Source organism: Pseudomonas sp. RIT778, assembly GCF_019718735.1.
Taxonomy (GTDB): domain Bacteria; phylum Pseudomonadota; class Gammaproteobacteria; order Pseudomonadales; family Pseudomonadaceae; genus Aquipseudomonas; species Aquipseudomonas aphyarum.
In genome coordinates this window covers 66,456-79,905 of the sequence record NZ_JAIHBA010000010.1, presented here as the reverse complement: position 1 = coordinate 79,905, position 13,450 = coordinate 66,456, and the positions used below count along the sequence as shown (strand labels likewise).

The 13,450-nt window shown below is 59.1% G+C and carries 14 protein-coding genes; 10 read left to right on the top strand and 4 right to left on the bottom strand.

The window, feature by feature from the left end; all coding sequences use genetic code 11:
* Positions 1-119 precede the first annotated feature (119 nt).
* Complete coding sequence (locus K5E37_RS08045) at positions 120-878, top strand: SDR family oxidoreductase (protein ID WP_011335726.1); 759 nt, start codon at positions 120-122, stop codon at positions 876-878.
* 68 nt (positions 879-946) lie between these two features.
* Here the strand turns inward: K5E37_RS08045 and apbC are convergent, their stop codons facing one another.
* Entirely contained in the window at positions 947-2,041 is a 1,095-nt protein-coding gene (gene apbC, locus K5E37_RS08040; RefSeq protein WP_085606736.1) for an iron-sulfur cluster carrier protein ApbC, read from the bottom strand.
* A gap of 155 nt (positions 2,042-2,196) precedes the next feature.
* Here apbC and metG point away from each other — a divergent pair, with 155 nt between their 5' ends.
* The 8 genes from metG (at position 2,197) to K5E37_RS08000 (ending at position 9,232) form a co-directional block, all read left to right on the top strand.
* Complete coding sequence (gene metG, locus K5E37_RS08035; RefSeq protein ID WP_085606738.1) at positions 2,197-4,248, top strand: methionine--tRNA ligase; 2,052 nt, start codon at positions 2,197-2,199, stop codon at positions 4,246-4,248.
* A gap of 131 nt (positions 4,249-4,379) precedes the next feature.
* Complete coding sequence (locus K5E37_RS08030; protein WP_085606740.1) at positions 4,380-4,949, top strand: electron transport complex protein RnfA; 570 nt, start codon at positions 4,380-4,382, stop codon at positions 4,947-4,949.
* The gene (gene rsxB / locus K5E37_RS08025; RefSeq protein WP_085606742.1) at positions 4,946-6,160 is read left to right on the top strand and encodes an electron transport complex subunit RsxB; all 1,215 of its coding nucleotides are present in this window, start codon (positions 4,946-4,948) and stop codon (positions 6,158-6,160) included. Before K5E37_RS08030 ends, rsxB begins: the two co-directional genes overlap by 4 nt.
* The gene (locus tag K5E37_RS08020; RefSeq protein WP_085606744.1) at positions 6,147-7,130 is read left to right on the top strand and encodes an RnfABCDGE type electron transport complex subunit D; all 984 of its coding nucleotides are present in this window, start codon (positions 6,147-6,149) and stop codon (positions 7,128-7,130) included. The genes rsxB and K5E37_RS08020 overlap by 14 nt, the downstream gene beginning before the upstream one ends.
* On the top strand, positions 7,127-7,732 hold the full coding sequence (locus K5E37_RS08015; RefSeq protein WP_085606746.1) for an RnfABCDGE type electron transport complex subunit G: 606 nt from the start codon (positions 7,127-7,129) through the stop codon (positions 7,730-7,732). The genes K5E37_RS08020 and K5E37_RS08015 overlap by 4 nt, the downstream gene beginning before the upstream one ends.
* The gene (locus K5E37_RS08010; RefSeq protein WP_221533551.1) at positions 7,729-8,310 is read left to right on the top strand and encodes an Rnf-Nqr domain containing protein; all 582 of its coding nucleotides are present in this window, start codon (positions 7,729-7,731) and stop codon (positions 8,308-8,310) included. The genes K5E37_RS08015 and K5E37_RS08010 overlap by 4 nt, the downstream gene beginning before the upstream one ends.
* Positions 8,307-8,945 (top strand): endonuclease III, encoded by a 639-nt coding sequence (gene nth / locus K5E37_RS08005; protein WP_007953205.1) that lies wholly within the window; start codon positions 8,307-8,309, stop codon positions 8,943-8,945. The genes K5E37_RS08010 and nth overlap by 4 nt, the downstream gene beginning before the upstream one ends.
* Before the next feature lie 107 nt (positions 8,946-9,052).
* A complete protein-coding gene (locus K5E37_RS08000) occupies positions 9,053-9,232 on the top strand; it encodes a PA3496 family putative envelope integrity protein (RefSeq protein ID WP_007953204.1) in 180 nt (59 codons plus the stop codon).
* An 88-nt stretch (positions 9,233-9,320) separates the two neighbouring features.
* Here K5E37_RS08000 and K5E37_RS07995 read toward each other — a convergent pair whose 3' ends face one another.
* On the bottom strand, positions 9,321-9,947 hold the full coding sequence (locus K5E37_RS07995) for a response regulator transcription factor (protein WP_007953203.1): 627 nt from the start codon (positions 9,945-9,947) through the stop codon (positions 9,321-9,323).
* A gap of 404 nt (positions 9,948-10,351) precedes the next feature.
* Here K5E37_RS07995 and K5E37_RS07990 point away from each other — a divergent pair, with 404 nt between their 5' ends.
* Positions 10,352-10,936, top strand: a complete 585-nt coding sequence (locus K5E37_RS07990) for a hypothetical protein (RefSeq protein WP_085606750.1) — start codon at positions 10,352-10,354, stop codon at positions 10,934-10,936.
* A 161-nt stretch (positions 10,937-11,097) separates the two neighbouring features.
* Here the strand turns inward: K5E37_RS07990 and K5E37_RS07985 are convergent, their stop codons facing one another.
* Together K5E37_RS07985 and K5E37_RS07980 are read right to left on the bottom strand one after the other, a co-directional pair.
* Positions 11,098-12,315, bottom strand: a complete 1,218-nt coding sequence (locus tag K5E37_RS07985; RefSeq protein WP_007953201.1) for an argininosuccinate synthase — start codon at positions 12,313-12,315, stop codon at positions 11,098-11,100.
* 129 nt (positions 12,316-12,444) lie between these two features.
* Complete coding sequence (locus K5E37_RS07980) at positions 12,445-13,353, bottom strand: OmpA family protein (RefSeq protein WP_085606752.1); 909 nt, start codon at positions 13,351-13,353, stop codon at positions 12,445-12,447.
* Positions 13,354-13,450: the final 97 nt, after the last annotated feature.

Genomic DNA, 13,450 nt, shown 5'->3' with positions numbered 1-13,450 from the left:
GCGCATGGGATTTGTCCCACACGCCATCGGGCAGTTCTCATGTGCAACAGGCCCCTGGCCGGTGCAGATCGAGAGGCTACCTATAAGGACCACTCTGACCTGCTCTCGGGGGCATGCGAATGCAACTCAACGACAAAGTAATCATTATCACTGGCGGTTGCCAAGGCTTGGGCCGCTCGATGGCCGAGTATTTCGCAGGCAAGGGCGCGAAGCTGGCGCTGGTCGACCTGAACCAGGAAAAACTCGATGACGCCGTCGCGGCCTGCAAGGCCAAGGGTGTCGAGGCACGCAGCTATCTGTGCAACGTCGCCAATGAAGAGCAGGTGACGCACATGGTTGCCCAGGTCGCCGAAGATTTCGGCGCGATCCACGGCCTGATCAACAACGCCGGGATCCTGCGCGACGGCCTGCTGCTCAAGGTCAAGGACGGCGAGATGACCAAGATGAGCCTGGCCCAATGGCAGGCGGTGATCGACGTCAACCTGACCGGCGTATTCCTCTGCACCCGTGAAGTGGCGGCAAAAATGGTCGAGCTGAAGAACAGCGGCGCGATCATCAACATCTCGTCGATCTCCCGCGCGGGCAACGTCGGCCAGACCAACTACTCCGCCGCCAAAGCCGGCGTCGCTGCGGCGACCGTGACCTGGGCCAAGGAACTGGCGCGCTACGGCATTCGCGTGGCGGGCATCGCACCGGGCTTCATCGAAACCGAGATGACCCTGGGCATGAAGCCCGAAGCGCTGGAAAAAATGACCTCGGGCATTCCGCTCAAGCGCATGGGCAAGCCGGAAGAGATCGCCCATTCGGCGGCCTACATCTTCGAGAACGACTACTACACCGGCCGGATTCTGGAGATGGATGGCGGGTTGCGCATCTGACCTCTGTCGCGCAATGAAAAACGCCCCGGTGCACAGGCACCGGGGCGTTTTTGTTTAAACCACAGGCATCAATCGTCGCTGATGGTGATATTCGGCATCGCCGGCGAGGCCGCTTCCTGCAACACGATCCGCGCGCCGACGTGACGGGCCAGTTCCTGATAGACCATGGCGATCTGGCTGTCCGGCTCGGAAATCACCGTCGGCTTGCCGCCGTCGGCCTGCTCGCGGATCAGCATCGACAGCGGCAACGAGGCCAGCAACTCGACGCCGAACTGGGTCGCCAGCTTCTCGCCACCGCCCTCACCGAACAGATGCTCGGCGTGTCCGCAGTTCGAGCAGATGTGCACGGCCATGTTTTCCACCACGCCCAGCACCGGAATGTTGACCTTGCGGAACATCTCCACGCCTTTGCGCGCGTCGAGCAGCGCCAGATCCTGCGGTGTGGTGACGATCACGGCGCCAGCCACCGGGACTTTCTGCGCCAGGGTCAGCTGGATGTCGCCGGTGCCTGGCGGCATGTCGATCACCAGATAATCCAGGTCGCCCCAAGTGGTTTGCGTCACCAGTTGCAGCAGCGCGCCGGACACCATCGGCCCGCGCCAGACCATCGGCGTGTTGTCGTCGGTCAGGAACGCCATCGACATTACTTCCACGCCGTGGGCCTGCAGCGGCACGAACCATTTCTGATCTTTGACCTGCGGACGGGTGCCCTCGGGAATGCCAAACATGATGCCTTGGCTCGGGCCATAGATATCGGCATCGAGAATCCCGACCTTCGCGCCTTCGCGAGCCAATGCCAGCGCCAGGTTGGCGGCGGTGGTGGATTTGCCCACACCGCCCTTGCCTGAGGCCACCGCGACCACGTTCTTGACGTTGGCCAGCCCCGGAATCTGCGCCTGGGCCTTGTGCGCGGCGATCACGCTATTGACCTCGACCTTGGCAGTCACCACGCCGTCGAGGTTTTCGATGGCCAGTTGCAGCAATTGCGCCCAGCCGCTCTTGAACAGACCGGCGGCATAGCCGATTTCCAGCTGCACGCTGACGCGATCGCCGGTGATTTCGATGTTGCGCACGCAACCGGCGCTGACCGGATCCTGGTTCAGGTAAGGGTCGGTGTATTGGCTGAGGACGGCTTCCACCGCTGCGCGAGTGACGGCACTCATGGGCAACTCCGATAACAAGACTGGGAAAAGATGGCGGGTATCCTACCCCTTCTGTCCTCCGGACGGCATGTCCGGCAACGATTTGCAGAGGTGAAATATCTTTCCCGGCGCTTTATAGTGGCCGACCTCCGTTTCATCAAGTAGCGAAGCCCCACATGTCCGAACCACGCAAGATTCTCGTCACCAGCGCCCTGCCCTACGCCAACGGTTCGATCCACCTTGGCCATATGCTGGAATACATCCAGACCGATATGTGGGTGCGCTTCCAGAAGCATCGTGGCAATCAGTGCATTTACGTCTGCGCCGACGACGCCCATGGTTCGGCGATCATGCTGCGCGCGGAAAAGGAAGGCATCACCCCGGAACAACTGATCGCCAACGTCCAGGCTGAACACAGCGCCGACTTTGCCGAGTTCCTGGTGGACTTCGACAACTTCCACTCCACTCACGCCGAAGAAAACCGTGAACTGTCGAGCCAGATCTACCTGAAGCTGCGTGACGCCGGGCACATCGCCCAACGTTCGATCACCCAGTATTTCGACCCGGAAAAGAAAATGTTCCTGGCCGACCGCTTCATCAAGGGCACCTGCCCGAAGTGCGGCACTGAAGACCAGTACGGCGACAACTGCGAAAAATGCGGTGCGACCTACGCACCGACCGACCTGAAGGATCCGAAGTCGGCAATCTCCGGCGCCACCCCGGTGCTCAAGGATTCCCAGCATTTCTTCTTCAAGCTGCCGGACTTCCAGGAAATGCTGCAGGCCTGGACCCGCAGCGGCACCCTGCAGGATGCCGTGGCCAACAAGATCGCCGAATGGCTGGACGCCGGCCTGCAACAGTGGGACATCTCCCGCGATGCGCCGTACTTCGGCTTCGAGATCCCGGGCGAGCCAGGCAAATATTTCTACGTGTGGCTGGACGCGCCGATCGGCTACATGGCCAGCTTCAAGAACCTCTGCAACCGCACGCCGGAGCTGGACTTCGACGCGTTCTGGGGCAAGGACTCCACCGCCGAGCTGTACCACTTTATCGGCAAGGACATCGTCAACTTCCACGCCCTGTTCTGGCCGGCGATGCTCGAAGGCGCGGGTTTCCGCAAGCCGACCGGGATCAACGTGCACGGCTACCTGACCGTCAACGGTCAGAAGATGTCCAAGTCCCGCGGCACCTTCATCAAGGCCCGTACCTACCTGGATCACCTGTCGCCGGAATACCTGCGCTACTACTACGCGGCCAAACTGGGCCGTGGCGTGGACGACCTCGACCTGAACCTCGAAGACTTCGTGCAGAAGGTCAACTCCGACCTGGTCGGCAAAGTGGTCAACATCGCCAGCCGTTGCGCCGGTTTCATCCAGAAGGGCAACGCCGGTCTGCTGGTGGACACCAACGCCGCGCCGGAACTGACTGAAGCGTTCCTGGCCGCTGCGCCGAGCATCGCCGACGCCTATGAGGCCCGCGACTTCGCCCGCGCCATGCGCGAAACCATGGCTTTGGCCGACCGCGCCAACGCCTGGATCGCCGACAAGGCGCCATGGTCGCTGAACAAGCAGGAAGGCAAGCAGGATGAAGTCCAGGCGGTCTGCGCCACGGCGATCAACCTGTTCCGCCAGCTGGTGATCTTCCTCAAGCCGGTGCTGCCGCTGCTGGCCGCCGATGCCGAGGCGTTCCTCAACGTCGCCCCGCTGACCTGGAACGACCACACCACCCTACTGGCCAACCACCAGCTGAACGAATTCAAACCGTTGATGACCCGCATCGACCCGGTAAAAGTGCAAGCCATGACCGACGCCTCGAAAGAAGACCTGACCGCCAGCCAGACCGACACCGGCGCCGCCGCACCTGCCGGCAATGGTGAACTGGCCAAGGATCCGCTGTCGCCGGAAATCGACTTCGACACCTTTGCCGCCGTCGACCTGCGTGTGGCGCTGATCGTCAAGGCCGAACACGTCGAAGGCGCGGACAAGCTGCTGCGTCTGACCCTCGACATCGGTGACGAGCAACGCAACGTGTTCTCGGGGATCAAGAGCGCCTACCCGGATCCGTCCAAGCTCGACGGTCGCCTGACCATGATGATCGCCAACCTCAAGCCACGGAAAATGAAGTTCGGCATCTCCGAAGGCATGGTGATGGCGGCCGGCCCTGGCGGTGAAGAAATCTACCTGCTGAGCCCGGATAGCGGCGCCAAGCCGGGTCAGCGCATCAAGTAAGGTTCTGCCCTGACAGATCCCACAGGCGTGCTCCGTGCGCCTGTGGGATTTTTCATATCTGGCCCGCCCTCCACGGCTGCCGGATAATGCCTAACCTTAAGTGACACACGCCCGTTCCTGCCGGCAGAACCATGACCGAACTCGTGCTTACGCTCTTCAGTGCTGCGCTGATCAACAACTTCGTGTTGCACTGGCCGCTGGGCGTCGATCCGCTGCTGGGCAGTGAGCGTCGACAAGTGCATGCGCTGGGGCTGGCGACGTTGTGTCTGATGCTGCTTGTCGGTGTGGCGGGTTACGTGCTCTGGCATTGGCTGCTGGTGCCGTTGCAACTGGAATTCCTGCGCCTGTTTGTGTTTCTGCCGTTGTGCGTCTTGCTGATCACGCCGTTGCTGAAGCTGTTGGCACATTGGCGACCCGCGCTGCCATTCGATGGTTTGTGGCCGCTGTTGCTGGGCAATGCCGGAGTGCTGGGGCTGACGCTGATCAACGCGCAAGCGGACAAAGGCCTGTTTCATGCGATTGCGCTGAGCCTTGGCGCCGGTCTGGGTTTCTGGCTGGTGTTGAGCCTGTTCAGCGATTTGCGTGAGCGCACGGCCGACAACGATATTCCCCTGCCCTTTCGTGGCCTGCCGATCCTGTTGATCGGCGCCGGACTGATGGCCGTGGCTTTTCTCGGATTCAGTGGACTGATCAAAACATGAGTCTGATTCAACGCATCGATGCCCTGCTGCCGCAGACCCAATGCGGCAAGTGCGGCCATCCCGGATGCAAACCCTACGCTGAAGGCATCGCTGACGGCGAGCCGATCAACAAGTGCCCGCCGGGCGGTGACGAAACCATCGCGGCGCTGGCCGAACTGTTGAAAATCCCGGTGCTGGAGCTGGACATCAGTCGTGGTTCGGCGCCGCCGCAAGTGGCCTACATCCGCGAAGCCGAATGCATCGGCTGCACCAAATGCATTCAGGCCTGCCCGATCGACGCCATCGTCGGCGCGGCAAAACTGATGCACACGGTCATCATCGACGAATGCACCGGTTGCGATCTGTGCGTGGCACCCTGCCCGGTCGACTGCATCGAGATGCATCCGCTGCCTTTGGGCACGCTGCCGGTAGTGGGTGGCCTGGCCACCAGCCTTGAAGAACAGCAGGCCCGCGCGGCCAAACGCGATCACGCCCGTCAGCGCTTCGAACGGCGCAATGCTCGCCTGCAACGCGAAGAACAGCAGAAGCAGGCCGAACGCGAAGCCCGGACGCAGCGCGCGGCACAGGTCGAAGTCGCCACCACCACGCTGGATCCGGTGCAGGCGGCGCTGGAACGGGTCCGTGCACAAAAAGCCGCGACCGCCGATGCCGCGCTAAAAAAAGCCAAGATCGACGTGGCCATGAGCCGGGCGCAATTGAACAAGTCGCTCAAGGCGTTCGGTCATCCGCCGACATTCGATCAGCAATCGCAGTTGATCGTCCTGCAACAACAGTTCGAAGCGGCCGAACAGGCACTGGCGAAACTGGAAAGCAGCGCGGCACCCGCGCCAGTCATAGCCGCCCCGGCGAAGGACGCCGAACTGAAACGGGCGAAAATCCAGTTGGCGATGCGCCGCGCCGAGCTGAAAAAGGCGCAAACCGCAGAGGCCCCGCCAGCCGAGATTACCGCGCTGGAGCAAGCGCTGCGTGACGCCGAACAGGCGCTGCACAGCGCCGAAGCAGCCAGCGATCAACCGGCGCCGGAGCTTGTGCGTGTCGAGAAACGTCCGATCGACGACCAACTGCGTCAGCTGAAAACCGAACTGGCCTACGCTCGCGCCGATCTGAACAAACTGCAACGGCGCGACGGCACGCCCGCCGATATCCTCGAAAAGGCCCGCGCCCGCCTGCAAGAAGCAGAGCGGCAGGTACAAGCCCATGTCATCCATTGAAACCAGAGACGAGCGCCTGCAACAGGCAATGAAGCTGGTTTTGCTGGCGACATTGCCGGGATTACTGGCGTTGTTCTGGTTTTATGGTTGGGGCGTGCTGATCAACCTGGTCCTGTCCGTTGTCACGGCCTTGGGCGTTGAAGCCGCCGTGACTCATCTGCGTCGGCAACCGCTGCAGTCCACCTTGAGCGATGGCAGCGCGGTGGTCAGCGCCACGCTGCTGGCGATTGCCCTGCCGCCTTATTGCCCGTGGTGGCTGACGGTCACGGCGATCGCCTCGGGCCTGCTGCTGGGCAAACATTTGTACGGTGGTGTGGGCCGAAACCCTTTCAATCCGGCCATGCTCGGCTTCGCGCTGGCCATGGTGATGTTCCCGCAACCGATGACCCATTGGCCGGCCCATGGCCTGGATCTGACGGCAGCTTTTGGCCAGGTGTTCAATCTGGGCGCGCAACCCGACGCCTGGGTTCAGGCCACTGCACTGGACAGTCTGCGTATCAATAAAAGCCTGACCATGGACGAACTGTTTGCCGGCAATCCGGCATTCAGTCGCTTTGGCGGGCACGGCGTTGAATGGGTGAACCTGGCGTTCCTCGCCGGTGGGTTGTTTCTGTTGCAGCGTCGGGTGTTTGGCTGGCATGCGCCGGTCGGCATGCTTGCCAGCCTGTTCGTGATCAGCCTGTTGTGCTGGAACGGTTCGGGGTCGGACTCCCACGGCTCGCCACTGTTTCACCTGCTGAGTGGCGCGACGATGCTGGGGGCGTTCTTCATCGTCACTGAACCGGTATCGGGGGCAAAAAGTCCGCTCGCCCGCCTGCTGTTCGGCGTGGGCGTGGGGTTGCTGACTTACGTGATTCGTACCTGGGGCGGTTACCCCGACGGCGTGGCGTTTGCGGTGCTGTTGATGAATCTGTGCGTGCCGGCGCTGGAGCGCTTCGCGGTGGCCCGTCAGACGCAGGTGACGCAATGAACCGCACGAGCAGCCTGATCACACTGGCGTTGATTACTGCGTTGGGCATCGGCGTGACGTGGCTGGTGCAACGAAGCAACGCACCTCAGATCGCCGCCGAAAAGCGTCTGCTTGAAAGTCGCAAGCTGCTGGATGTACTGCCGCTCGACGCTTACGACAATCTGCCGCTTGAACAACCTCTGACGCTGACCGACATCAACCTGAGCCACAGTCTGTTGCTGGGCGGTTATCGGGCGAGCAAAAGCGGCCAACCTGTAGCGGTGCTGTTGCGCAGCCAGACCCAAGGTTATGCCGGGAATATCGAGTTGCTGATTGCCATCGACGCCAACGGCCGATTGCTCGGTGTCAAAACCCTCGAGCAAAACGAAACACCTTCGCTGGGTGGACATATCGGCGACTGGCCAAATAGCTGGCTTCAGACCTTTAGCGGAAAATCGAGCAACCAACCGACGGACGCGGGATGGGCCCTGAAGAAGGATCAGGGGCAATTCGACCAGATCGCTGGCGCAACCATTACGTCTCGCGCGGCCATCAACGCCATCCACGATGCTCTGCGTTACTTCGATGAACACCGGACGACCCTGCTCGGGAGCGCGCCATGAATACGTCAGCAACACTATCGAACTCGATGATGCTGGTGCTGTTGATTGGTGCCACCGACTCCGTGGCGGGTGCGCTGGCGACTCTGTTGATGTTTGCGGCTGTCGTGGGCGTTTACGGTTTTTGCATGACACCGCTGCGCTCGCGCCTGAGCAGCGAGAGCGTGTTGCCGGTCAGCCTGATGCTGGCCGCTACCCTGGCGGGCTGCGCCGATATTGTTCTGCAGCGCGGTGCGATGCAGTGGCATCAACTGATCAGTCTTTATGCCGGGCTGATCGGCTTGCAGTGCATCGTGCTGGAGCACAATGGATTTTTTCGCCAGCCTGTCCGTAATCGACTGAAACTGTACGCGCGGTTTGCCGTACTGATGATTGTGCTCGCGCTGTTGCGTGAGCTGATCGGTCAGGGCAGCATCGGCCATCATTTGTCGGCACGCTGGCAAGGTTTGATTCTGTTCAGCGAAGGCCTGCATTTCGCGACGCTGGCGCCCGGCGCCTTCCTATTGCTTGGACTGTTACTGGCCGCCCGTCAGGCCTGGACTCGCCCTGCCGCCCTACCCGAGGAAACGCATCACCCATGAATGCCGCAAAACGTCTGGAGATCTTCCGCAGGCTTCACGAGGACAACCCCGAGCCCAAGACCGAACTGGCCTATTCCTCGCCTTTCGAACTGTTGATTGCGGTGATTCTGTCCGCGCAATCCACGGACGTCGGAGTGAACAAGGCGACGGCGAAGCTATTCCCGGTGGCGAACACGCCAGCGGCCATTCACGCCTTGGGCGTCGAAGGGTTGTCCGAGTACATCAAGACCATCGGCCTCTATAACAGCAAGGCCAAAAACGTGATCGAGACCTGCCGCCTGCTGGTCGAATTGCACAACGGTGAAGTCCCGCAGACGCGCGAAGAACTGGAAGCCTTGCCCGGCGTTGGCCGCAAGACCGCCAACGTCGTTCTCAACACCGCGTTCCGCCAATTGACCATGGCCGTGGACACCCACATCTTCCGGGTCAGCAACCGCACCGGCATTGCACCGGGTAAAAATGTGGTCGAGGTGGAAAAGAAGCTGATGAAGTTTGTGCCAAAAGAATACCTGCTCGACTCGCACCACTGGCTCATTCTTCACGGGCGTTACGTGTGTCTGGCACGCAAACCCCGCTGTGGCAGCTGTCGGATCGAAGATCTGTGCGACTACAAGCACAAAACTTCTGACGATTGAGCGGCTATTGGTTTTATTGATTTATCGATTGAAAAAATCTTTTTTACCATCTGCTGGAATATCGATATAAGGAGCGCCAAAGGCAGTCTTAGCCTGGAGTTGACCTTATGAGCACCAGCAAAGAGCAATTGGAAGCGGATGACGACTTTATCGCCACGGAGGCCGATGATGCCGAACCTGTGGTTGAAGTCGCCAAGACCAACTTGAGCAAGCGCCGAACCATCGACAACCTGCTTGAGGAGCGCCGACTGCAGAAGCAATTGGCCGATTACGATTTTGATCTCTGACATTTGAAAGCCTCCCGAAACGGAGGCTTTTCTCTTTCTGTCACACGCTGATTCCGACCCGCCCATGATCCGTCAGCCACTACAAACCTCAAACCAGGCCGTTTCGCTGCGCCAGTTCGATCAGATCCACCAGCGAGCGCGCGTTGAGCTTCAATAACAACCGGGTCTTGTAAGTGCTCACGGTCTTGTTGCTGAGAAACATCCCGTCGGCAATTTCCTTGTTGGTCTTGCCGCGCGCCAATTGCTGCAACACCATCATTTCACGCCCGGACAGACGATCAACCATGTCTGCTTCGCTGGCGTTACCAAGACTGGTCCGCACGGTGTGCAACGCCTGGTTCGGGAAGTAGCTGTATCCGGACAGTACCGCCTTGATTGCACTCAGCAACTCCGTCAGATCCTGTTGCTTGCAAACATATCCCGCCGCCCCCGATTGCATGCAGCGCATGGAAAAATGTCCCGGTGACTGGGATGTCAGCACGAGCACTTTCAACGGCATCGCACTTGTCGTAAGACGCGCAATGACTTCCAGTCCATCCAGTTTCGGTATGCCGATATCCAGAATGACGATATCCGGCATCTGGTCACGAGCCAGTTGTAACGCATCCACGCCATTATCGGTTTCTGCAATGACTTCGTAGCCATGACGTTCCATCAGCATACGTACCGCAAGACGAATGACGGGGTGATCATCCACGATCAGCACTTTATTCATGGGCAAGTCCAGTTTCGCTGTTCGAATTTTTAGAACCGGCACAATAACGTAGTCATTTCACCCATGGCATGGATAAGTTCCTCTAGACCAGCACCGAGAGACGCCTCCTACAGGCAATAAAGATTATTCCTACAGAAAAGACTCACTTACTGAAAATCATGAATTCACATCAGGAAGTTCGGCGTCTGCCACGCCCTCCTTCAGAGCCTTCACGACAGACTGAAAAAACTCCGAAACAAAGATCAACGACCAGACATTAAAAACAACTGAAACAACTTACATATATCGCACCCCCGAAATTTAATATAAACACCAGACACCGACAGCCCTGTTTACCCGACAACTTAAACACGACCAATCAATCCAACCCAGACGACGAGAAAGACCATTCATGAGTAAAGACCATGCTAAAAATCAACAGGAAGATCCCCAACCCCATCACCGTTATTGCCATCTTCGCCTTTATATCGGAGACTTCCGCTGCGGTCTCCCTGCCCTTCCTCGACAATGATGAGCGGGAGATCTATATCTGGTTTCTGATCAGCTTTCCGTTCTATCTCTTGTTTTTGTTCTTCATCACACTAAACTTCAATTACCGCTCTCTCTATGCGCCTTCCGACTTCGACAATGACAAAAACTTTCTCAAGGCTTTCGAAGAGGAAAACATACCTGCCACCGAGGTAATCCCTGCGTCATCGAATATCGAACCGAACACTATAAAATTGCCAAAACCGGTAAACCGGATGTATATCATCGACATTCGAAAGACACATACCGAACCGGAAATAGAGGAGCTATTGGAAAAAGTCCTACATCCAAACAAGCATTCGCCGAGATTATTCCTGTTCTTAACCGATTCAGTGTCAGATATTTTACTCAAAGAACACATCGACACCTTGAGCAAACAAGACAAACATGGCCAAAGAGCAACGTTCTGTATTATTTACGACACTCATTCGTTGAACACATGCGTATTGGGAAAGATTTGAAAGAGAATAAAATGCGGAACAAGAGCCCCATGCAATGCACGATGCGCAGTTGAAGGAGACAGGAGCGTTGACCGATAACGATCAATCCAAAGGAGGGAAAATCAAAAAAAACGGCCTTGTCACTACGACAAGGCCGTTTTTTCACATCAGGCCCGAAGGACTCAGAACAGCTTGCGGCCCTTGTTGGCAGCAATGCGCATGCGCAGCGCGTTGAGCTTGATGAAGCCTGCCGCGTCGGCCTGGTTGTAGGCGCCGCCGTCTTCTTCGAAGGTCGCGATGTTGGCGTCGAACAGCGAATCGTCGGACTTGCGGCCGGTCACGATCACGTTGCCCTTGTACAGCTTCAGGCGCACGACGCCGTTCACGTTGACCTGGGAGGCGTCGATCATCTGTTGCAGCATCAGACGCTCAGGGCTCCACCAGTAACCGGTGTAGATCAGGCTGGCGTACTTCGGCATCAGCTCGTCTTTGAGGTGAGCGACTTCGCGGTCCAGGGTGATCGATTCGATGGCGCGGTGAGCGCGCAGCATGATGGTGCCGCCCGGGGTTTCGTAGCAGCCACGGGATTTCATGCCGACGTAACGGTTCTCGACGATGTCCAGACGGCCGATGCCGTGCTCGCCACCGATCTTGTTCAGCGTCGCCAGCACGGTGGCCGGGGTCATTTCAACGCCGTCCAGCGCGACGATGTCGCCGTTGCGGTAGGTCAGTTCCAGGTACTGCGGGGTGTCGGGAGCCTTCTCCGGGGAGACGGTCCAGCGCCACATGTCTTCTTCGTGCTCGGTCCAGGTGTCTTCCAGCACGCCGCCTTCATAGGAGATGTGCAGCAGGTTGGCGTCCATCGAGTACGGGGATTTCTTCTTGCCGTGACGCTCGATAGGGATCGCGTGCTTCTCGGCGTAGTCCATCAATTTTTCGCGGGACAGCAGGTCCCACTCGCGCCAAGGGGCGATCACTTTCACGCCTGGCTTGAGTGCGTAGGCACCCAGTTCGAAACGGACCTGGTCGTTGCCCTTGCCGGTCGCGCCGTGCGAAATGGCGTCGGCGCCGGTTTCGTTGGCGATTTCGATCAGACGCTTGGCGATCAGCGGACGCGCGATGGAAGTACCCAGCAGGTACTCGCCTTCGTAAACGGTGTTGGCGCGGAACATCGGGAACACGAAGTCACGCACGAATTCTTCGCGCAGGTCGTCGATGTAGATTTCTTTGACGCCCATGGCCTGCGCCTTGGCGCGAGCCGGCTCGACTTCTTCGCCCTGACCCAGGTCAGCGGTGAAGGTCACGACTTCACAGTTATAAGTATCCTGCAGCCACTTGAGGATCACCGAAGTGTCCAGGCCGCCGGAATACGCCAGAACGACCTTGTTTACGTCCGCCATGCCATCACTCCACGGGGTTCTACGGAAAGCCGAGGAGTCTACCGCTCAAACGCGATAATTTACAGAGGCGCGACAGCTTAAGACGACAAAGCGACAGAATCTGTCGAGAGGGCGACGATGACCGGCAGGTCAGGAAGTCGCCGCAGTGTTGGCAGGCGCGCTGGCCTGAGGTGCCGGAGCAGTCGTCGGTGCCACCCGCGCCAGGTGCACGTTGACCCGACGGTTCTTGGCCCGATTGGCGGCATTGGTGTTCGGCACCAACGGATAACGTTCGCCATGGAAGCGCACGGTGATCTGCGATTCCTGGATGCCGTTGGCCTTGAAGAAGTCGACCACGGCCAGTGCGCGGCGACGCGACAGTTCGCGATTGGTCAGGCGATTGCCGCTGTTGTCGGAGTGGCCGTCGAGCTCGATGTGGTTGACCGTCGGATCGGCCTTCATGTACTCGAGCATCACTTGCAGCTTGGCCTTGGCGGCGGCGTCCAGTTCGATGCCCTCGCCGGGGAAGCCGATCTGCGATTGTTTGACCTGATCGAAATTCTGCGGGAGCAGTTTCGCCACGCAGGTCTGATAGTCATTGAACGCCTTGCTGAACTTGACCGGCAACAGGCGCACTTCCGACACCCGACCATCGCCCGATGCCCGGCGTACCACCGGGCTGCGACCGTCCATCAGCCCGCTGATCAGTTGTCCGGCCTGGGACTGAGAACTGTTGAACAGCACGTTGCCGCTGCCCAGTCGAACCGTGCCCAGATTGATGTCGCCACGTCCCGGCTGCCACGGCGCAGCCGCCGCCAGCAAGGTCGCCGACCCGCCGCCGAGCATGGCGTTGTAGGCGTTCAGGCGAAAGGTCGCCTGCTCGCCGGCCTTGCGCACGAATTGCCCCGAGCCGAAGTCGGTGATCGGCTGCGTCAGGCGGCACTCGAACTTGTCGCCCTCGACCGTCCACTCAATGTTCTCCAGACGGGTCTGGTAGGTCAGTGCCATCGCTGGAAGGCTGGCAAACACACTGAGCAAGGCTAAATATCGCTGGCGCACGGGAGGCTCCATTGGCTTCTACAACAAAAAAGACCGAGACATACATCTTTACGGCATACCTATGGGATATCGGACGCTCGTCGCAAAACTTGATAGC